Origin of the sequence: Paraburkholderia hiiakae (genome assembly GCF_904848665.1) — a bacterium.
GTDB classification, from domain to species: Bacteria; Pseudomonadota; Gammaproteobacteria; order Burkholderiales; family Burkholderiaceae; genus Paraburkholderia; species Paraburkholderia hiiakae.
Genome location: NZ_CAJHCQ010000022.1, coordinates 104,774 through 126,145, shown reverse-complemented (window position 1 = coordinate 126,145; position 21,372 = coordinate 104,774). Strand labels below are relative to the sequence as shown.

The window sequence follows — 21,372 nt, the reverse complement described above, 5'->3', positions numbered from 1 at the left end:
AAATTGAGAAATAGAGTGATAAAGCAGTATTAATAGCGATTGCGAATTCCGTTATTTGCGACTAATCTCCGATCGAGTCGGTTTCATGAGCAATGAAGGGGGAAAAGAAATGTCGCAATACTCAGAACTCAAGGCGCAGATCGCAAAACTCCAGGCTCAGGCCGAAGAAGCGCGGCGCACGGAGATCGCGGACGTCATCGCCACGATCAGGGAAAAGATCGCCGAGTACGGCCTTTCCGCCCAGGACCTGGGCTTTGCCGAGGCCGCGCGCCGTGGGCGTCCGCCGAAAAAGGCGCCGCTGCCCGCGCGCTATCAGGACCCCAAGTCCGGCGCGACCTGGAGCGGGCGCGGCAAGCCGCCCAAGTGGATCGCGGGCAAGAACCGCGAACGCTACCTGATCGCCTGAGGCCGGCGAGGAACGAACCCGCCGCCATACCGCCGCAACCGCAAATGCAATAAAAGAGCCGCATGATTCATGCGGCTCTTTTTTGTGCGTCGTCTGTAATCAACGCGTAATGGCGCTATTCCACGACTCGCAAACGATTCACATCGTCTATTCGTCTGGATTTATCGCGAAAATCGGAGTGCTTCGTACTCAGCCGGCGGCGACACGTCGCAGTACCGGACGCTGTGCGGCTTCGATGAGCGCCGTATAAGTGTCGACATAATTGCCGGCCATGATGTGCGACGTGAACCGGTGTTCGAACTGGTTGCGAATCGCCTCGCGCGAAAGCGAATCGATATTCTGAAGCGCGGCCACGGCGCCTTGCACGTCCTCGACGACATAGCCTGTCACGCCCGGGTCGATGACTTCTGGCACCGAACCGCGATTGAAGGCGATCACCGGTGTGCCGCACGCCATGGCCTCGATCATCACGAGGCCGAACGGCTCGGACCAGTCGATCGGGAACAGCAGCGCCTTCGCACCCGAAAGGAACGCGGGCTTCTGCTCTTCGTTGATCTCGCCGACGAACTCCACGTGGGCCTGCGACAGCAGCGGCTCGATTTCGGTCTTGAAGTAGTCCTGGTCGACCTTGTCGACCTTGGCGGCGATCTTCAGCGGCAGGCCGGTGAGCGCGGCGATCTTGATTGCCGTATCCACGCGCTTTTCCGGGCAGATCCGGCCGAGGAACGCGAGGTACTCGGGCTTGCGGTCGGCCTTCGGCGTGAGCAGGTTCTTTGGCAGTCCGTGATAGATCGTGTTCTGCCATGCAGCCTGCGGCAGCGGCTGGCGCTGCGAGTCCGAAATCGAGATCACGGGTGCGTTCGGGAACTGCTCGAATACCGGTTGCAGTTCCGGCAGGTCGAGGCGGCCATGGAGCGTCGTGACGAACGGCGTGTCCATGGTCGTGAAGAGCGGGAACGGCAGGTAGTCGAGGTGAAAGTGCAGCACGTCGAATTCGTGTGCGACGCGGCGCACGCGTTCGAGCAGCACCATGTGCGGCGCCAGGGCGTCGCGGATCGTCGGGTCGAGGCGCAATGCGCGCGGCCAGGCGGCTTCGAGGTTTGCCGAGGTCACCGAATCGCCGCTGGCGAACAGCGTCACGTCGTGGCCGAGGTCGACCAGCGCTTCGGTCAGATAGGACACGACGCGCTCGGTCCCGCCATAAAGCTTGGGCGGAACGGCTTCATAAAGTGGCGCAATTTGTGCGATTCGCATTGTTCGATCTCCTGGCAAAAAGCCGCGTGTGCAACGAACTCTGTGATGCGGCACTGCGGCGGTACTACGGTATCGGGTTATCCCTGACTTCGATTATGGCCATTTCGCGGCCCGATACACGCGGTTTTGCAAACGCTTAATGTTGTTACAGCGGGATACAGCAGATGTAAGAGGCCATTGCAAAGCATGACGTGGCTTGGGCGCGCATTCCGCAAGCCGCGTGCCCAAGACGCTCGGGCAAGGGCCACAAGGCGTTGGTGCGAGGGCCAGAGCTGGGCCGCGCGTTCGCCGGCTAGCACCCGCGCGTGACGCGTCCATGAAAAAGCCTATAATCGGCAGACAATTCCGCAGCTTATGCGCATGACATGACGTGCGCCGCCTCCCACCGCTGGTCCCGCCTCTCTGTCAGAAAAATTCCTACACGTTAGCGAAGGTTTTTCTCGCAACGCGTCGCGGCATCCGTCCGATTTCCATTTGTTCCCGCCCCAGCCACAATTACCCACGACCATAAACAGGCCGTTTGGACGCATTCGGGTTGCATCTGAACGAGCAAACGTTTTCCGCAGGCGGTTTGACCAGCCGCCGCGATTTGATTCGGGGGAATCCATGAGCGCGACGACGCACAGCGACATGCTCAATGAGATCAAGGAAGTGAACCTGTCGTACCTGTTGCTCGCGCAACGTCTTTTACGTGAGGACAAGCCGACGGGCATGTTCCGCATGGGCATCTCGGAGCAGTCCGCCGAGGTGCTCGCCAATCTCTCTTTCGCACAGACTGTACGGCTTGCCGCTTCGAACCAGCTGCTTTGCCGCTTCCGGTTCGACGACCACACCATCCTGAGCGCGCTTGCCGACAAGGGTAAAACCGCGCTGACCCACTCGGCGATCATCATGGCGGGCCAGGACGTCGAGCAGATCGGCTGAACCGCTTCGCCCCGCGCCGCAGCGCGCGGCCGCGTATTGCACCCTTGCTGCCACGAACGGCGGCAGGGGCCACGCGTATTCCTTAGCGGTTTCCAACGGGTGTCTATGGCGACAAAGAGTGTGGTGCAGGAGGTAAAGGAGATCGCTCTGGCGATCGAGCTGATCGAGCTGGGCGCGCGCCTGCAGTTGCTCGAAGCGGAGACCTCGCTCTCGCGCGACCGGCTCATCCGGCTCTACAAGGAAGTGAAGGGCGAGTCGCCGCCCAAGGGCATGCTGCCGTTTTCGACCGACTGGTTCATGACCTGGCAGCCCAATGTCCATTCCTCGCTGTTCTACAACACGTTCGTGTTCATGAACCGCCAGGCGCGCTGTGAGCCGATCCACGCCATCGTGAAGAGCTACCGGCTCTATCTCGAGCACCTGCGGCTCCACGACGAAACGCCCGCGCTGAGCCTCACCCGCGCCTGGACGCTCGTGCGCTACTTCACCTCGGGCCTCCTGCAGATGACGCCGTGCAGCCGTTGCGGCGGCCGCTACGTGGCTCACGCACACGACCCGCAGCGCGGCTTCGTCTGCGGGCTGTGCCAGCCGCCCTCGCGGGCCGGACGCACGCGGCGCAACGCGCTTGCGTCGCAGATCGCTGCCTGAGGCAGATCGACGCGGCTAAACGTCGCTTGTGGGTGCCCGATGCTGTCCGCGCAGGTCGAGACTCCGGATAAACCCGGCCCGTCTCTGTGCAGAAGCCGCGCGGCCACCCCGAACGGCGATTGCCGAAGCCGAGGCCGCATCGTCACAGGCGGTCACGGCCAGTCACAGGCACAAACAGCAATCCCTTCCCACGCGGCTTTGCGAACCGGCCCCAGATTCATCCGTCATGCGCAGGCAGCGCAGACGGCAGACGCCCGGCCGGCTTACGATCCGCGCCCATTCAATCCCAAAGTTTTTCGCGCCGTTGCCGTAAACCCAGCTAAGGGCGCGGGCCGACGGCGGTTCGCGGCGCATTTCTAGTGAGGACCCGTCAGTGCTGATTATCGTTGGAACCCTCTTGACGATCCTTTGCGTCTTCGGCGGCTACGCACTCGAGGGCGGCCATCTCGGCGCGCTCATGCAGCCGATGGAATTGCTCATGATCGGTGGTGCTGGCGTCGGCGCGTTCATCCTCGGCAACGGCATCAAGACCATCAAGGCCACCTTGCGCGTGCTTCCCACGCTGTTCAAGGGCGCCAAATACAACAAGGACGTGTACATGGAGCTGCTCGCGCTGCTCTATGTCCTGCTCGCGAAGGCGCGAAAGGAAGGCACGCTCACGCTCGAAGCGGATATCGACGATCCGCAGAAGAGCCCGATCTTCACGCAGTATCCGAAGATCCTGGCCGACCACCACATCGTCGAATTCCTCACCGACTACCTGCGTCTCATGGTGGGCGGCAACATGAACGCCTTCGAGATCGAAAGCCTCATGGACGAGGAAATCGAAACGCACCACGCCGAAGGCGAGGCGCCCGCCCATGCGCTCGCGAAGGTGGGCGACGCGATGCCGGCGTTCGGTATCGTCGCGGCGGTGATGGGCGTGGTTCACACCATGGCGTCCGCCGACAAGCCGCCCGCGGTCCTCGGCGAGATGATCGCCCAGGCGCTGGTGGGCACGTTCCTCGGCATTTTGCTTTCGTATGGCCTGATCGGCCCGCTCTCGAGCCTCGCGGAGCAGCGCGTGACCGAGTCGACCAAGATGTTCCAGTGCATCAAGGTGACGATCCTCGCGAGCCTGAATGGCTACGCGCCGGCCATTGCCGTGGAGTTCGGCCGCAAGGTGCTGTTCTCGACCGAGCGTCCGTCGTTCACGGAACTCGAAGAGCACGTGCGCCGCGTGAAGGCGAAGTAAGGACCGGCCCATGAGCAATAACAAGGACCGCGCAATCGTTGTCAAGCGCGCCGCGCCGAAGAAGGCCGGCCATCATGGCGGCGCGTGGAAGCTCGCCTACGCGGACTTCATGACCGCGATGATGGCGTTCTTCCTGCTGATGTGGCTGCTCTCGTCGGCTTCGACGGTGCAGTTGCGCGGCATTGCCGACTACTTCAACCAGCCGTTGAAGATCACGCTCTGGGGCGGCGACCGCAGCGCCGAAGACTCGAGCATCCTGAAAGGCGGTGGCCGTGACATCTCGTCGCAGGACCAGGGCGTCACGCGCCGCAGCGACGGCGCGACCGAGCGCTCGGAGCGCGACCAGTCGAAGCACAACGACGACGACGCCACGAAGCAGCTCGAAGGCTCGCTCGAACGCAAGGAGCAGGTGCGCCTGCATGACCTGCAGGTGAAGCTGATGGCGGCGATCGAGGCGAACCCGGTGCTGCGCCAGTTCAAGCAGCAGATCCGCATCGACTCCACGCTGCAGGGCCTGCGCATCGAAATTGTCGACTCGCAGAAGCGCCCGATGTTCGCAACCGCGCGCGACGTGGTCGAGCCGTACATGCACGACATCCTGCAGGCGATCGGCATGACGCTCAACGACGTGCCCAACCGCATCGTCGTGCAGGGCCACACCGACGCCGTGCCCTATGCGGGCGGCGAGAAGGGCTATAGCAACTGGGAGCTTTCCGCGGACCGCGCCAATGCCTCGCGCCGCGAGCTGATCGCGGGCGGCATGGACGAATCGAAGGTGTTGCGCGTGCTCGGTCTCGCTTCGACGCAGAACCTGAACAAGGCCGATCCGCTCGACCCCGAGAATCGCCGTATCAGCATCATCGTATTGAACAAGAAGTCCGAAGACGCGCTCATGCACGACGACTCGACCACCACCACGCTCTCCGACGACGCAGCGGGTTCGGGCAAGAGCCTGCCCGGGCTCACGCCGGACGCCGTGCCGGTCAAGGCGGCGCCGGCCCCGGTGGCGATCGCGCCGAAGGTGGCCAAGTCGGTGGTGCCGGCGGTGACAGTGGCGCCGGCGATGGGAACAACGGCAGCGCCGGAAGCGCAATGACAACGAGGAACGGATGATCAGGAACATTCTGGCGATCGACGATTCGGTGTCCATGCGGGAGATCCTGCGTGCGGCGCTCGGCTCGGCAGGCTACGAAGTGACGGTGGCGAGCGACGGCGAAGAAGGGCTCGAGCATGCGCTCGCCCAGCGCTTCGATCTCGTGCTCACCGACCTTTACATGCCGCGCATGGGCGGGCTCGACCTGATCAAGCAGTTGAGGGCGAATCCTTCGTACTTCGAAACGCCCATCCTCGTGCTGACCACGGAATCGGACGAAGGCTTCAAGGCAGCCGTACGCGACGCAGGCGCGACCGGCTGGATCGAAAAACCGGTGGACCCCGAGCTGCTCGTCGACCTGGCGAGCGCACTCGGCGAGGCCCACCCTTGAGGTGCCGCGTGGCGACCGACCAGGCAAGCCCCAGGCACCCCCAGGCAATTAACGCGGTGAAAGAGCAATGACTCTCGACATCACTCAGTTCTATCAGACGTTTTTCGACGAGGCGGACGAGCTGCTCGCGCAGATGGAGCAGCTTCTCCTGAACCTGAACGTCGGTCGCCCGGATCCCGAGGATCTGGCGGCGATCTTCCGTGCGGCGCACTCGATCAAGGGTGGCGCGGCGACGTTCGGCTTCACGGCCTTGACCGAGACGACCCACATTCTCGAATCGTTGCTCGACCGCGCTCGCAACAACGAGCTCGTGCTGCGCAAGGACATGATCGACACGTTCCTCGAAACGAAGGACGTGCTCTCCGACCAGCTCGGCGCCTACCGCGCGAGCGCCGAGCCCGACGCGCAAGCGGCTGCCGCCGTGCGCACGAAGCTCGAGCGTCTCTATGCGGAAAGCCGCGGCGTACCCGCTTCCGCGCCTGAACCCGTGCCCGCGCCGGCACCCGCGCCGGCCCCACAGGCAAGCGCTGGCGATTCGGAAGAAGATCTCGAAGCCGCTTTCGAAATGCACAGCACGCTGTCGGCTGCGGGCTCGGGCGCGCCCGAACACGTCGTGAGCGAGGCGATCGATGCAGCAGGCTCGGCGCCTGCGGCCAGCGCCGAGGCGGGCGCGGAAGGTCCGCACCTGCGCGTCACGCTGCGCGCTGTCGACGCGAAGGACCAGGATCTGCTCGTCGATGAGCTCGGCAACCTCGGCCGCATTCTCGGCCAGGTGAAGACCGGCGACGACCTCACGCTGTGGCTCGAAACCGATGTGACGTCCGACGACATCATCGCGGTGTGCTGCTTCGTGATCGACGAGAAACAGATTTCGATCGGCCGTGGCGCCGCGCCGCAGGGCGACGCGCAACCGGCAGCGGCAGCAGGTTCCGCCGCAGCGCTTGAGGCTGCGCCCGCACCGGCCGCGGCTCCCGCGGCACCGGCGGCAGCGCCGAGCGCCGTGGTCCCCGCCGCGCCGCCTGCACCGCACCCGGAACACGAAGCGCCTCGCCCTCCCGCGAGCGCGCCCGCGCAAGCCGACGGCGAGCGCAAGGCGCGCCCGGCCGCCGCCGCGGCGTCGGCGGAAGGCAGCTCGATCCGTGTGGGCGTCGAAAAGGTCGATCAACTGATCAACCTCGTGGGCGAACTCGTCATTACGCAGGCCATGCTGGCGGAAACCACCAGCACGTTCGACCCGGCGCTGCACGACCGTCTCTACAACGGCATGGCGCAGCTCGAGCGCAACGCGCGCGACCTGCAGGAAGCGGTGATGTCGATCCGCATGATGCCGATGGATTACGTCTTCAGCCGCTTCCCGCGCCTCGTGCGCGATCTCGCGGCGAAGCTCGGAAAGGAAGTCGAGCTTGTCACCTTCGGTCAGGCGACCGAACTCGACAAGAGCCTCATCGAGCGCATCATCGACCCGCTCACCCACCTCGTGCGCAACTCGCTCGACCACGGCATCGAAACCGTGGAAGCGCGCCGCGCCGCGGGCAAGGACGCCACGGGCCAGCTTGTGCTCTCCGCCGCGCACCACGGCGGCAACATCGTGATCGAAGTGAGCGACGACGGCGCTGGCCTGCGCCGCGACAAGATTCTCGCCAAGGCGATCAAGCAGGGCATGCAGGTCAGCGACACCATGAGCGACGATGAGGTCTGGAACCTCATCTTCCTGCCGGGTTTCTCGACCGCCGAGCAAGTGACGGACGTTTCGGGCCGCGGCGTGGGCATGGACGTCGTCAAGCGAAACATCCAGGCGATGGGCGGCCACGTGGAGATCACCTCGCACGCGGGCAAGGGCAGTACCACGCGCATCGTGCTGCCGCTCACGCTGGCGATTCTCGATGGCATGTCGGTGAAGGTGGGCAGCGAGATCTTCATCCTGCCGCTGAACTTCGTGATGGAGTCGCTGCAGCCGCGCCACGAAGACATCTACACGGTCACCAACGGCGACCGCGTGGTGCGCGTGCGCGGCGAGTATCTCCCGCTCGTAGCGCTGCACCAGGCGTTCAACGTGGAAGGCGCGCGCACAGACCCGACGCAGGGCATCGTCACGATCATGGAAACCGAAGGCCGTCGCTTCGCCATGCTGATCGATGAGCTGGTCGGCCAGCAGCAGGTCGTGGTGAAGAACCTCGAAACGAACTACCGCAAGGTGCACGGCATTTCGGCGGCGACCATTCTCGGCGACGGCAGCGTCGCGCTGATCGTCGACGTGGCCGCGCTCAATCGTGAGACGCGCGCCACGCACGGCGTGAGCGCCAGCGCTAATTCGGGTGCGTTCGCCGAATTCGCGTGATCGTTATGAAGTCCGGACGCACTCAACCAATCATCTCCCAACCGTTCAGGGGCTAACGTGGCAGAAGTCCAATCGATTCAAGGCAACGCGCACGGCGCGCTTGCCGGCGCGCAACGCCGCGACGCGCTGCAGGCCGACGCAGGCGGTCAGGAATTCCTCGTCTTTACCCTCGGCGCGGAAGAGTACGGCATCGACATCCTGAAAGTGCAGGAGATCCGCGGCTACGACAGCGTGACGCGCATCGCGAACGCGCCCGATTTCATCAAGGGCGTGATCAACCTGCGCGGCATCATCGTGCCGATCGTCGACATGCGCATCAAGTTCCATCTGGGCCGTGTCGAGTACGACCACCAGACGGTCGTCATCATCCTGAACGTCGCGCATCGCGTGGTCGGCATGGTGGTGGACGGCGTCTCGGACGTGCTCACGCTGCAGATGGAGCAGATCATGCCCGCGCCCGAATTCGGCGCGACGCTCACGACCGAGTACCTCACGGGCCTCGGCACCGTGGAAGGCCGCATGCTGATCCTGATGGACATCGAAAAGCTGATGACGAGCCGTGAAATGGCTCTAATCGAGGCGCTGGTCTAACGCGCCGAGAGGTAAAACCGGGGGGCCGCGAGGCCAGCGTGAGAGAGAGCGGATAAGCCGCCGCCAAAGAGCGGCAAGCCGCCCTCGTGCTTGCGCGCGCTTCGTGCATGGCCTTGGGCGTCGCCGCGCCAGGTCGGCAGCGCCCGGCCGCATAGCCCGCCCCGATTCGCACAGGACAGGAGCAAACGAGATGCTGCAAAGATGGTCGATCCGCACGACGCTCACGGGCGTCGGGGTCATTCTGGTTGCGCTGACCGTGCTGGTCGGCGGCCTCGGACTCTACGCGCTCGGGCGCGCGAGTGATGCGCTCGGCACGATGGCACGCGGCGATCTCGTCGCGATGCATGCGCTCAACGACGCCTCGTCGTATCTGCTGCGCACGCGTGTCTCGCTCGAACGCGGCAGCGCGCTCGCGGCGGCGGGCCAGGCCGACGATGCGAAGAAGGCGTTCGATCGTGCCGACGAACTGCTCGGGAAATCCAACGATGCGTGGCAGGTCTTCCAGGGTGCGCCGAAGGGCGGCCTCGACGCCACGATGCTCGACGCGCTCGCCACCAAACGCGCGACGCTGATGCAAGACGGCGTTCAGCCCGAATTTGCGGCCCTGCGCGCAAACGATCAAGCGGCCTACCACGCCGTGGCCGACACGAAGATCAGCCCGATGTTCGTCGACTACGACAACGTTGCCGCCCCGCTCGCGCAGGCGATGCAGGACGGCGCGCAGGCGCGTCAGGTGACGGCGAACGAGCGTATCGACATGATGCGCGCGGCGATCGGCGTGGTGATCGCCATCGCGCTCGTGCTCGTGGTGGCGATCCGCTTTGCCATGCGCGGCCTCATCGTCCAGCCGCTCGAGGACGCCGTGGCGTGCTTCGAGCGCATCGCCCAGGGCGATCTTTCGCAGACCGTCACGGTCTACAGCGACAACGAAATCGGGCGTCTCTTCAGCGGCGTCAAGCGCATGCAGGAAAGCCTCGTCACGCTGGTGGGCGCGGTGCATACGGGCGCAAGTTCGATCGACGTGGGCGCGCGTGAAATCGCCATGGGCAACACCGACCTGTCGCAGCGCACCGAGCAGCAGGCCGCCTCGCTGCAGGAAACGGCGTCGAGCATGGAGCAGCTCACCGGCACGGTGCGCCAGAACGCCGAGAACGCGCGTCAGGCGAGCCAGCTGGCCGTCAACGCGTCCGATATCGCGACGCGAGGCGGAGAGGTGGTGGGCGAGGTGGTGAACACGATGCAGGGCATTGCGGTGAGTTCGGCGAAGGTCGTGGACATCATCAGCGTGATCGAAGGCATTGCGTTCCAGACCAACATCCTCGCGCTCAACGCGGCCGTGGAAGCGGCGCGGGCGGGCGAGCAGGGCCGGGGCTTCGCGGTGGTGGCCGGCGAGGTGCGCAGCCTCGCGCAGCGCAGCGCCAGCGCGGCGAAGGAAATCAAGGAACTCATCAACGACTCGGCCGAGAAGGTGCAAAGCGGCTCGCAACTGGTGGGCCGCGCCGGCACGACGATGGAAGAAATCCTTCAGGCCGTGCGTCGCGTGACCGACATCATGGGTGAGATCAGCGCGGCGTCCGAGGAGCAGTCGGGCGGCATCGAGCAGGTCAACCGGGCCGTCACGCAGATGGACACCGTCACGCAGCAGAACGCCGCGTTGGTGGAACAGGCCGCGGCGGCGGCGGCGTCGCTCGAAGAGCAGACGCGGCAGCTGCAAAACGTGCTCGGCAAGTGGACGACGGGCGGCGCGCAAGCGCGCAGCGTGGGCGCGAGCCCGGCGCGTGTGACGCCGGCAGCGTCGGGCGGCGCGAAACGCACGACGCCGTCCGCGGCAACGACTGCGACGAAGTCTGTAGCCACGGCAAGTCCGACGGCATCGATGGACATCGCGAAGCCAGCGACAAAGCCCGCAGCGCATTCGGCAGCGAAGCCCACGGCAAAACCGGCAGCCACGCCGGCAGCCAGGCCCGCTGCGCCTGCGCGCGCCGATACGCACGTGAACACGGCGGCATCCGCCTCGGACGATTCGGACTGGGAAACGTTCTGATCGAACGCGGCATAGAGAAGTAGTGAAGTACTGAACACGACGAGCAACTGCAATGCACATGAGCGCTACACAACGGCAAGACCTGCCGCGCCGGACCCCAGGGTCCACGCGCGTTGCGCAGGTCGCCCATGCGCCGCACGCATTGCAACCGGGCAGCCGCGGCGCGCAGCAGTCCTGCGCCGCGGTATCCCATGCAGTGGGCGGCGCGCAATGCGAAGGAGTATCAGCATGAAAGCGCTGCGAAATTCACGCCACGACGCCGGCGAGCCGGGCGGTTCGGGCGTCGAGAGCAACCGCGATTTCGATTTCACCTCGGCGGACTTCGAGCGCATTCGCGCGCTCATTCACCGCCGCGCGGGCATCTCGCTCTCGGACCACAAGCGCGACATGGCGTACAGCCGGCTCGCGCGGCGCCTGCGCACGCTCGGCATCGACAGTTTTCGCGAGTACCTCGACCAGCTCGAAGCGCGCAACGACGCGAACGAGTGGGAAGCGTTCACGAACGCGCTCACCACGAACCTCACGGCGTTTTTCCGCGAGGCGCATCACTTCCCGATCCTCGCGGATTTCGTGAAGCGCCGGGGAATGCCCGGTTCCCAGCCGGTTTCGGTATGGTGTTCGGCGGCTTCGACGGGCGAAGAGCCGTACTCGATCGCGATGACGCTCATCGAAGCGCTTGGAGACCGCGCCGCGCGCGAGGCACGCGTGCTCGCCACCGACCTCGACACCCAGGTGCTCGCCAAGGCCGACGCGGGCGTCTACTCGTTCGACCAGGTGAAGCATCTGTCGCCCGAGCGCCTCAAGCGCTTCTTCTTCAAGGGCACAGGCTCCCACTCGGGGCTCGTAAAAGTGCGCCCGGAGCTGCGAGCGATGATCAAGTTCGAGCAGCTCAATCTCACCGACGCGGACTACGGCTTGCGCACGACGTTCGACGCGATCTTCTGCCGCAACGTGATGATCTATTTCGACAAGCCGACCCAGGCGCAGGTCCTCACGCGCTTCGAGCCGCTCATGAAGCCGGACGGCCTGCTGTTCGCGGGCCACTCGGAGAACTTCACCTACGTCACGCAGGCGTTCCGTCTGCGCGGCCAGACGGTATACGAACTCACGCGCGCCGGCGGGGCCAATGCCGCGCCGCGCCGCACGAACGACGCGATCGGAGTGCCTGCATGAGCGCCCGCCTCCCAATCGCGTCGAATCGCTATTTCGACACGCATTTCCAGCGCCCAGGCGTCAAGCTGCTGCCCAACGAGTTCTATACGACGGGTGACGACATGGTGCTCGTCACCGTGCTCGGCTCGTGCGTGGCGGCCTGCATCCAGGACCGCACCGCCGGTATTGGCGGCATGAACCACTTCATGCTGCCCGACGACGGCGCCGACTCCGCCCACGCGCTCACCGGCGCCTCCGACGCGATGCGCTACGGCGCCTACGCGATGGAAGTGCTCATCAACGAGCTGATCAAGGCGGGCGGCCGGCGCGAGCGCTTCGAGGCCAAGGTGTTCGGCGGCGCGGCGGTGCTCGCGGGCATGACGACGATGAATATCGGCGACCGCAACGCCGCGTTCGTGCGCCGCTATCTCGCGACCGAGAACATCCGCATCGTGGCCGAGGACCTGCAAGGCTCGCATCCGCGCAAGGTCGCGTTTTTGCCGCGCACGGGCCAGGTGATGGTGAAGAAGCTGCGCCTCTCGCAGGACACGAGCGTGGCGGAGCGCGAACAACAGCTCGCCGCGCAGACCGCCGAGGCGCGCGCCGAACGGCTCGCGCGTGCGCGTGCGCGCGTCGAGCTGTTCGGGGTCGGCAGCGCAGGGCGCGCGGGCCCGGACGCCACGGCGCCCGCCCATGCAGCGAACGCGACGAGCGCGGCATCCCAGATTTCCCAATCCCAGCCGCAGAGCGCGCGCCCTCGCATCGAGCTGTTCGGCTCGAGCGTGTCGTCCGCGCTGCGCGCATCCGGTCAAGACAACGCCAGGACAGTAGAGGAGGCGTGAACGCTGTGCAAAAAATCAAGGTTCTCTGCGTCGACGATTCGGCGCTGATCCGTAGTTTGATGACGGAAATCATCAACAGTCAGCCCGATATGACGGTCGTCGCCACCGCGCCGGATCCGCTCGTCGCGCGCGAGCTGATCAAGCAGCACAACCCCGACGTGCTCACGCTCGACGTGGAAATGCCGCGCATGGACGGCCTCGACTTTCTCGAGAAACTGATGCGCCTGCGGCCCATGCCGGTCGTGATGGTGTCGTCGCTGACCGAGCGCGGCAACGAAATCACGCTGCGCGCGCTCGAACTGGGCGCGGTCGATTTCGTGACCAAGCCGAAGGTCGGCATTCGCGACGGCATGCTCGAATACTCGGAAAAGCTCGCCGACAAGGTGCGCGCCGCCGCGCGCGCCCGCGTGCGCGCGCACCATGCCCCCGCCGCTGCCGCAGCGGGTGGCGCCGCGCACGCTCACGCCGGCCACGGCCACGCCGCTGCGCACGCCGCGAGCCCGGCGCCGATGATCAACAACCCGCTCGTCTCGACCGAAAAGCTCGTGATCGTCGGCGCGTCGACGGGCGGCACCGAGGCGATCCGCGAAGTGCTGCAGCCGCTGCCGCCCGACGCGCCCGCGGTGCTGATCGCGCAGCACATGCCGCCCGGGTTCACGAAGTCGTTTGCACAGCGCCTGAACGGGCTGTGCCGCATCACCGTCAAGGAAGCAGAGCACGGCGAACGTGTGCTGCCCGGCCATGCCTACATCGCGCCGGGACACGCACACCTCTTGCTCGCACGCAGCGGGGCGAACTACATCGCGCATCTGTCCGACGACCCGCCGGTCAACCGGCATCGTCCGTCGGTCGACGTGCTGTTTCGCTCGGCGGCGCTGCATGCGGGCAAGAACGCCATCGGCGTGATTCTCACGGGCATGGGCCGCGACGGTGCGGCCGGACTGCTCGAAATGCGCCAGGCCGGTGCGTACACGCTCGCGCAGGACGAAGCGAGCTGCATCGTGTTCGGCATGCCCCGCGAAGCCATTGCAATGGGCGGCGCCGACGAAATCGCCTCGCTTGCAGACATGAGCCGGCGCGTAATGACCCGCCTCGCCTCGATGGGCGACCGGGTCCAGCGCGTCTGATGAACAACCAATATCGAGAGATCGTGTTTGCCGCAAACGCTTGCACGATCGCTCGCGATTAATTTATCTGGATAGGCAGTGCGCTTCTCTGGATAATTGCCCGGGTTTTCGCCTGGAGGAATGGAACGTGATGGATAAGGGAATGAAGATTCTGGTGGTGGACGATTTTCCGACGATGCGCCGGATTGTCCGCAACCTGCTCAAGGAACTGGGCTACTCGAACGTCGACGAAGCCGAAGATGGCGCGGCGGGCCTCGCACGCCTGCGTGGCGGCAGCTACGAGTTCGTGATCTCCGACTGGAACATGCCGAACCTCGACGGTCTCGCCATGCTCAAGGAGATCCGCGCCGATGCGAACCTGACGCATCTGCCGGTGCTGATGGTGACGGCGGAGTCGAAGAAGGAAAACATCATCGCGGCGGCGCAGGCTGGCGCGAGCGGCTATGTGGTGAAGCCGTTCACGGCCGCCACGCTCGACGAGAAGCTCAACAAGATTCTCGAGAAGATGGCCAAGACGGGGAGCTGACGTGAACGAGCCCATCAGTGCGCAACCCGGTGAGCAGTCCGGCGCTCATGGCGCTGAGTGGCCGGAAGGCGAGGCCGACGAGCCGCTCCCGCAGCCTCCCGAGTTCGACTTCGGGGCGCCGGCCACAGGCGAGGCGGGCGAGCTGGCGACGGACCGCATCCTCGCGCGCATCGGCCATCTGACGCGCAGCCTGCGCGACTCGATGCGCGAACTCGGCCTCGACAAGCATGTGGAGCGCGCCGCCGAGGCGGTGCCCGACGCGCGCGACCGGCTGCGCTATGTCGCGAACATGACCGAGCAGGCCGCCGAGCGCGTGCTGACCGCGATCGACATCGCCAAGCCGTTGCAGGAAACACTCGAGCGCGACGCCCGCGAGCTGACGAGCCGCTGGGCGACGTGGTACGACGCGCCGATCGGCCGCGAGGAAGTGCGCCAGCTGATGGACGACACGCGCGCCTTTGTGGACGGCGTGCCGCAAGCCACCGCGGCGACCAACCAGCAGCTGCTCGAGATCATGCTTGCTCAGGACTTCCAGGACCTGACGGGCCAGGTGATCAAGAAGATCATGGACGTGGTCTATCTGATCGAGCAGCAGTTGCTCACCGTGCTGGTCGAGAACATCGCGCCGGAGCGGCGCGAGCAGTTCGCGGCGACGGCGGCGGCGCTCGCGGAGACCCAGAGCAGCACGGGCAGCCCCGAAGGCCTGCTCAACGGCCCGCAGATCAATCCGGAAGGCAAGACCGACGTGGTGCAGGACCAGGCGCAGGTCGACGATCTGCTCGCAAGCCTCGGGTTCTGATCCACAACGCGCAGCTAGCCGTTCGGCTAGCTGCCGCCTGTAATCCAAGGCGGGCATACTAGTGCTCATGCCTTCGTGCCCTGCCGCGGCGAGCGTCGCGGTGGTGCAACGAAGCAGAGCCAGCCGTTGCCCGTCCTGCTGCGCCCCGTCGCGACGTTCCCGCGCGGCCCGACAGCGTATGGTGCAACGCGCCATCGCCTGAGGGAGGGACGCCTTGTATCCATACACATCGTTCTGTGGCAACGCGGCGCGCCGGTTCGTGCGCCGCGCCGCGCCCCGTTGCGCGTTCGGCGCGGCGCTTTTGGCTTCACTGATTGGCGCACTGCTCGCCGCGCCGCCGGCGCAAGCCGCGCTCGGCGGCGCGCCCATGCCCACGCCCGCGGGCGCGAGCGCCATCACGCTGAGCGCCGCCTCGGCGGCCGCCGCGACCGGCAACGCGGCCGCCGTTGCGCGCGCAGCCGTGCAAGCCGCGGCTTCCGGCGCTTCCGCGACCTCCGCCTACACCGTTGCGCAGACCACGCTCGCCAACGGCACCGTTGTACGCGAGTACCTCACACAGGCCGGCACCGTATTCGGCGTTGCCTGGGACGGCCCGCAGATGCCCAATCTCGCCACGCTTCTAGGCAGCTACTTTCCCCAATACACGGCCGGAGTGAAGGCGAGCCACGCCGCCGGTCTCGTGCGCGGGCCGGGCGTGGTCGAAAACGCGAACGTCATCGTGCATTCGGGCGGCCACATGGGCGCCTTCTCCGGGCAGGCATGGCTGCCGCAGGCACTGCCTGCGGGCGTCAGCGGCTCCGATATCCAGTGACGAGCGGAGGCCGAACGTGCTGACTTCAGGGCTGACTTCACGCCATTCGCGCAGTGTGTGGCTGCGCCCTTTCCGGTTCCTTTCGACCGGCGCGCTCGTGGCGCTCGTTTCGCTCGCCGCCGCATGCGGAGGCGGGGGCGGCAGCAGCAACAGCAACAGCAGTTCGAGCGGCAGTAGTGGCAGCAGCGGCGGCAGTGGCAGCTCGGCGGTTCCCAGTCCCACGCAGCAGCCCACTGGGGTGAACAACCTGAACGCCGTGGCCGTCACCGTGAACAGCGGACTGACCGGCACGCTGCCCAACATTCCCACCGTCAGCGTGACGATTTGCGTGGCCGGCACGAGTACCTGCGAGACCGTCGACAACGTCCAGGTCGACACGGCGTCGTTCGGCCTGCGTCTGCTCGCGTCGGCGCTGCCGACGGTGCTGAATTCGCTGCCCACCACCACGATCAACGGCGGCACCCTCGCCGAGTGCACGGCGTTTGCGGACGGCTACACGTGGGGCACCGTTCGTCCCGCCGACGTCAAGCTCGGCGGCGAGACGGCACCCAATATTCCGATCCAGGTGATCGGCGACCTGGCCTCGAACACGGTGCCGCAAGCCTGCGCTGGCTTCGGCGACCCGCAGAACACGGTGCAGGACCTGGGCGCGAACGGCATTCTCGGTATCGGCGTCGCGCCTTATGACAACTTCGGCAATTACTACGCTTGCCCGGGCAACACGAACTGCGTCGCTGCAACGGTCGCGCAAACGCAGCTGGTGGCCAACCCCGTGCCCAAGTTCGGCACGGACGGCAATGGCGTGATCCTGGAGATGGCGCCCGTGTCCGACAACGGCGCGCCCAGCGCGACGGGCACGCTCGTGTTCGGCATCGGCACGCAGCCGAACAACGCGATGAACGCCTCGCAAAGCTTCGTCACGGACTCATCGGGCAGGCTCAGCTCCACGTTCAACGGGCGCACGCTCCAGACCTTCCTCGACTCGGGCTCGAACGCGATCTTCTTCGCCGACAGCAGCCTGCCGCAGTGCGGCGGCAATCTCGGCACGTTCTACTGCCCCTCGTCCACGCAGTCCTTCAGCGCGGCGCTCGTTTCCAGTAACGGCGCGACGTCTGGCACCGCGACCTTCAATGTCGCGAATGGCAACAGCCTGCTCGGCAGCGGCGCGAACTATGCCGCCAACAACCTGGCCGGGCAGTTCGGGTCGTCGGCGAGCCTCGATCTGGGGTTGTCGTTTTTCTACGGCCGATACGTGTACTACGGCATGGACATGACCGCGACCGGCGGCAAGGCGCCTTACGTGGCGTACTGAGGTGGCGCACTGAGGTAGCGCACTGAGGTGGCGTACTGAGGTGGCGTACTGAGCGCGCCTCGCGCGAGATTTGCGGCGCAGCGAGCGCCTTTTTGCATCGCGCGCTCGCGCGCGCCGATGATGGCGCCCCGTTCCCATCGGCCGAAATACCCTGATTTACCTGGCTTACTCCGCCAATCGGTGCTTGCCTTGCGCGGCAATAATCGCTGTCACTGAAAAAGGGCGCGCGCCAGCCGCGCAGCCGCGACGAGCGGCGCGCGCCCACGACCGGAGCATGCGTGGCTGAGGACAGCGACCTCGAGAAAACAGAATCCGCCACTCCCAAGCGCCTGCAAAAGGCGCGGGAGGAGGGGCAGGTTCCGCGTTCCCGGGAGCTTTCGACGTTTGCGCTGCTCTCGGCGGGGTTCTATGGCGCCTGGATGCTCTCGGGGACGATCGGCTCGCATCTGCAGGCCATGTTGCGCTCGGCGTTCACGTTCGACCATGCCGGCGCGTTCGAGACGCGGCGCATGCTCATTGGCGCGGGACTTTCCGCGCGCGAGGGGTTCCTCGCGGTCATACCGGTGCTCGCGCTCACGGGCGTGGCGGCGCTCGTCGCGCCCATGGCGCTCGGGGGCTGGCTGATCTCGACGAAGCTGCTCGAACCGAAATTCGAACGTTTGAACCCGATCACGGGCATTGGTCGCCTCTTTTCGGTGAACGGGGCGGTCCAGCTCGGTATGTCGACGGTGAAGACGGCCGTGGTCGGTGTGATCGGCGGCTCCGCACTGTGGAGCCATCGCGACGAAATCCTTGGGCTCGCGATGCAGCCCGCGCCGCGCGCTTTCGCCGACGGTATGCATCTGATCGCGGTGTGCTGCGGCATGACGGTCGCGGGCATGTTCTTTGTCGCGGCAATCGATGCGCCCTACCAGGTCTGGTCGTACTACCGCAAGCTGCGCATGACCAAGGAAGAGGTCAAGCGCGAGCACCGCGAGAACGAGGGCGACCCGCACGTGAAGGGACGCATTCGCCAGCAGCAGCGCGCCGCGGCCCGCCGCCGCATGATGACCCAGGTGCCCAAGGCCGACGTGGTCGTGACCAACCCGACGCACTTTGCCGTCGCGCTCAAGTACGCCGATGGCGAGATGCGCGCGCCCAAAGTGGTCGCCAAGGGTGTGAACCTCGTTGCCGCGCGCATCCGCGAGATCGCGACCGAAAACAATGTGCCGCTGCTCGAAGCGCCGCCGCTCGCCCGAGCGCTCTACTACAACGTCGATCTCAACCGCGAAATCCCGGGGCCGCTTTACGGCGCGGTTGCGCAGGTGCTCGCGTGGGTCTATCAGCTCAAGCGCTTCCGCGAGCATGGCGGCGACGTGCCGATGGAGCCGACCGACCTCGACGTGCCGCCCGACATGGACAAGGGTGCTGTGAGCGACGAAGACGAAGCCGGCGAAGCCGACGAAGCCCTCACGCCCGAGGAGCGCACGGCCGCAGATCGCACCAACGGCACCAACGGCACCAATCGCGCGAACGCAGCGAATAGCACCAACGCGAACGACGCATCGAACACAGCCGGCCGCACCGACAAGAACTCGGCGCGCGACGGCACTGAAGGAGCAACAGAATGAACGCCCGCACCGGTTTCCTCGCGCGGCGCCCGGAGATGCTGCAAAGCACGAATCTTCGCGCGCTGGCGGGACCGATCCTGATCTGCATGATCCTCGGCATGATGATCCTGCCGTTGCCGCCGTTCCTGCTGGATCTGCTGTTCACCTTCAACATCGCGCTGTCGGTGATGGTGTTGCTCGTCAGCATGTACACCATGAAGCCGCTCGACTTCGCGGCCTTCCCGAGCGTGCTGCTGTTCTCCACGCTCCTGCGGCTCTCGCTGAACGTGGCCTCCACGCGTGTCGTGCTGCTCGAAGGCCACACCGGCCCGGGCGCCGCGGGCCAGGTGATCGAATCGTTCGGCCACTTCCTCGTGGGCGGCAACTTCGCCGTGGGTATCGTGGTGTTCGTGATCCTCATGGTCATCAACTTCATGGTGATCACGAAGGGCGCGGGCCGTATTGCTGAAGTCTCCGCGCGCTTCACGCTCGACGCGATGCCAGGCAAGCAGATGGCGATCGACGCCGACCTGAACGCGGGCCTCATCAACGAAGATGCGGCGAGAAAACGCCGTACCGAGATCGCGCAGGAAGCCGAGTTCTACGGGTCGATGGACGGTGCCAGCAAGTTCGTGCGCGGCGACGCCATCGCTGGTCTGCTGATCATGGTGATCAACATCGTGGGCGGCCTGATCGTGGGCGTGGTGCAGCACGGCATGCCGTTCAGCTCGGCGGCCGAGACCTACACGCTGCTCACCATCGGTGACGGCCTTGTCGCGCAGATTCCGTCGCTCATCATTTCGACGGCGGCCGGCGTGATTGTTTCTCGCGTGGGCACCAACGAAGACATCGGCACGCAGCTCACCGGCCAGCTCTTCACGAATCCGCGCGTGCTCCTGATCACAGGCTCGATTATCGTCATGATGGGTCTGATTCCGGGCATGCCGCACTTTGCGTTTCTGCTGCTCGGCGGCGGCGCGATCCAGCTTGGCCGCACGATGAAGAAGAACGCCGAGGCCAAGAAGGCGAGCGCCGTGATCGCAGACTCCGCGCCCGCAGCGCTCGCGCCGGTCGAAAACACCGAGGCGACCTGGGACGACGTGGCGCTCATCGACACGCTCGGCCTCGAAGTGGGCTATCGCATCATTCCGCTCGTCGACAAGAACACCGACGGCGAGCTGCTCAAGCGCATCAAGAGCATCCGCAAGAAGTTCGCGCAGGAAATCGGCTTTTTGCCGCCCGTCATCCATATTCGCGACAACCTGGAGTTGCGCCCGAACGCCTATCGCATTGCGTTGAAGGGCGTGGAAGTGGGCACGGGCGAGGCCTATCCGGGCCAGTGGCTCGCGATCAACCCGGGCCAGGTGAGCGCGGTGCTGCCGGGCACGCCGACCACGGACCCGGCGTTCGGCCTGCCCGCCGTGTGGATCGATTCGAACGTGCGCGAGCAGGCGCAGGTGTTCGGATACACGGTGGTCGACTCGAGCACGGTGGTGGCGACGCACCTGAATCACCTCGTCGTCATGCACGCGGCCGAGCTGCTCGGGCGCCGCGAGGTGCAGGCGCTGCTCGAGCGCGTGCAGAAGGACACGCCTTCGCTCGTGGACGACCTCGTGCCGAAGGTGCTGCCAGTCACGACGCTGCAGAAGGTGCTGCAGAACCTGCTGGAAGAAGGCGTGCCGATTCGCGACATGCGCACGATCATGGAATCGCTCGCGGAGCACACGCCGCGCGTCACCGACGCACACGATCTGACGGCGGCGGTGCGCATCGCGCTCGGCCGCGCGATCACGCAGCAATGGTTCCCCGGCAACGCCGACATGCAGGTGATGGGCCTCGATGCGAACCTCGAGCGCGTGTTGTCGCAGACGCTCACCTCGGGCCCGAACCCCGGCCTCGAACCCGGTCTCGCGCATACGCTGCTCACGCAGACGGAGCAGGCAATGGGGCGTCAGCAGGCGCTGGGACTCGCGCCCGTGATGCTCGTGCAGCACGCGCTGCGGCCCATGCTCTCGCGCTTCCTGCGCCGCAGCCTGCCGCAGCTCAAGGTGCTTTCGTATGCCGAAGTGCCGGATACGCGCAACGTGAAGGTGGTGAATGTGATTGGGGCGCATTGATCGCGCCGGGCGCGTTGCCGCACCGGATTGAGAAGAAGCCCGCTTTGTGCGGGCTTTTTTGTAAGCCGGGCCGCGCGCGGCCCTTGCGCGAATCCAGCCTGGCGGTCGTCGCGCGCAACTTCTCCCTCCCGCGCGCGCCCTTTATCGATTGCGCGAATTGCCCGCATTTCTCCG

General features: G+C 65.7%; 18 protein-coding genes and 1 pseudogene. 18 read left to right on the top strand and 1 reads right to left on the bottom strand.

Annotation, left to right across the window (positions count from 1 at the left end; genetic code table 11):
• The first annotated feature begins 109 nt into the window (after positions 1–109).
• On the top strand, positions 110–406 hold the full coding sequence (locus tag JMY28_RS31635; protein ID WP_133183473.1) for an H-NS histone family protein: 297 nt from the start codon (positions 110–112) through the stop codon (positions 404–406).
• A 189-nt stretch (positions 407–595) separates the two neighbouring features.
• Here the strand turns inward: JMY28_RS31635 and JMY28_RS31630 are convergent, their stop codons facing one another.
• Complete coding sequence (locus JMY28_RS31630; protein WP_201699843.1) at positions 596–1,660, bottom strand: glycosyltransferase family 4 protein; 1,065 nt, start codon at positions 1,658–1,660, stop codon at positions 596–598.
• 606 nt (positions 1,661–2,266) lie between these two features.
• On the opposite strand from JMY28_RS31630, the gene flhD reads away from it, so the two are divergent.
• From flhD to flhA, 17 genes and pseudogenes are all read left to right on the top strand, one after another.
• Complete coding sequence (gene flhD, locus JMY28_RS31625) at positions 2,267–2,584, top strand: flagellar transcriptional regulator FlhD (RefSeq protein ID WP_268960686.1); 318 nt, start codon at positions 2,267–2,269, stop codon at positions 2,582–2,584.
• A gap of 105 nt (positions 2,585–2,689) precedes the next feature.
• On the top strand, positions 2,690–3,232 hold the full coding sequence (flhC, locus tag JMY28_RS31620; protein WP_201699842.1) for a flagellar transcriptional regulator FlhC: 543 nt from the start codon (positions 2,690–2,692) through the stop codon (positions 3,230–3,232).
• Positions 3,233–3,605: 373 nt separating this feature from the next.
• Complete coding sequence (gene motA, locus JMY28_RS31615) at positions 3,606–4,466, top strand: flagellar motor stator protein MotA (protein WP_028203346.1); 861 nt, start codon at positions 3,606–3,608, stop codon at positions 4,464–4,466.
• Between the two features lie 10 nt (positions 4,467–4,476).
• On the top strand, positions 4,477–5,562 hold the full coding sequence (gene motB, locus JMY28_RS31610; RefSeq protein WP_201699841.1) for a flagellar motor protein MotB: 1,086 nt from the start codon (positions 4,477–4,479) through the stop codon (positions 5,560–5,562).
• Positions 5,563–5,575: 13 nt separating this feature from the next.
• Complete coding sequence (locus tag JMY28_RS31605; RefSeq protein ID WP_158758898.1) at positions 5,576–5,950, top strand: response regulator; 375 nt, start codon at positions 5,576–5,578, stop codon at positions 5,948–5,950.
• Between the two features lie 67 nt (positions 5,951–6,017).
• Positions 6,018–8,288 carry a chemotaxis protein CheA gene (gene cheA, locus JMY28_RS31600; protein ID WP_201699840.1) on the top strand — a complete coding sequence of 757 codons (2,271 nt, stop codon included), beginning with the start codon at positions 6,018–6,020 and terminating at the stop codon, positions 8,286–8,288.
• Positions 8,289–8,345: 57 nt separating this feature from the next.
• Positions 8,346–8,879 (top strand): chemotaxis protein CheW, encoded by a 534-nt coding sequence (gene cheW, locus JMY28_RS31595; protein ID WP_201699839.1) that lies wholly within the window; start codon positions 8,346–8,348, stop codon positions 8,877–8,879.
• Between the two features lie 190 nt (positions 8,880–9,069).
• Positions 9,070–10,923, top strand: a complete 1,854-nt coding sequence (locus JMY28_RS31590) for a methyl-accepting chemotaxis protein (protein WP_201699838.1) — start codon at positions 9,070–9,072, stop codon at positions 10,921–10,923.
• A gap of 228 nt (positions 10,924–11,151) precedes the next feature.
• A complete protein-coding gene (locus tag JMY28_RS31585) occupies positions 11,152–12,096 on the top strand; it encodes a CheR family methyltransferase (protein WP_201699837.1) in 945 nt (314 codons plus the stop codon).
• A complete protein-coding gene (gene cheD / locus JMY28_RS31580; protein WP_201699836.1) occupies positions 12,093–12,917 on the top strand; it encodes a chemoreceptor glutamine deamidase CheD in 825 nt (274 codons plus the stop codon). Before JMY28_RS31585 ends, cheD begins: the two co-directional genes overlap by 4 nt.
• A 5-nt stretch (positions 12,918–12,922) precedes the next feature.
• On the top strand, positions 12,923–14,044 hold the full coding sequence (locus tag JMY28_RS31575; RefSeq protein ID WP_201699835.1) for a protein-glutamate methylesterase/protein-glutamine glutaminase: 1,122 nt from the start codon (positions 12,923–12,925) through the stop codon (positions 14,042–14,044).
• 130 nt (positions 14,045–14,174) lie between these two features.
• Positions 14,175–14,570, top strand: coding sequence for a chemotaxis response regulator CheY (gene cheY, locus JMY28_RS31570; protein WP_201699834.1), 396 nt, complete (start codon positions 14,175–14,177; stop codon positions 14,568–14,570).
• Between the two features lie 142 nt (positions 14,571–14,712).
• Positions 14,713–15,369 (top strand): protein phosphatase CheZ, encoded by a 657-nt coding sequence (gene cheZ / locus JMY28_RS31565; RefSeq protein WP_201699867.1) that lies wholly within the window; start codon positions 14,713–14,715, stop codon positions 15,367–15,369.
• 259 nt (positions 15,370–15,628) lie between these two features.
• Positions 15,629–16,180: a DUF2844 domain-containing protein gene (locus JMY28_RS31560; protein WP_407945563.1), complete on the top strand. Its 552-nt coding sequence runs from the start codon at positions 15,629–15,631 to the stop codon at positions 16,178–16,180.
• 55 nt (positions 16,181–16,235) lie between these two features.
• Positions 16,236–17,492: a DUF3443 domain-containing protein gene (locus tag JMY28_RS31555; protein ID WP_201699865.1), complete on the top strand. Its 1,257-nt coding sequence runs from the start codon at positions 16,236–16,238 to the stop codon at positions 17,490–17,492.
• A gap of 278 nt (positions 17,493–17,770) precedes the next feature.
• Positions 17,771–18,949: pseudogene (flhB, locus tag JMY28_RS31550) on the top strand (flagellar biosynthesis protein FlhB); the annotation flags it as partial.
• A 149-nt stretch (positions 18,950–19,098) separates the two neighbouring features.
• Complete coding sequence (flhA, locus tag JMY28_RS31545) at positions 19,099–21,198, top strand: flagellar biosynthesis protein FlhA (protein WP_201699832.1); 2,100 nt, start codon at positions 19,099–19,101, stop codon at positions 21,196–21,198.
• Positions 21,199–21,372 lie beyond the last annotated feature (174 nt).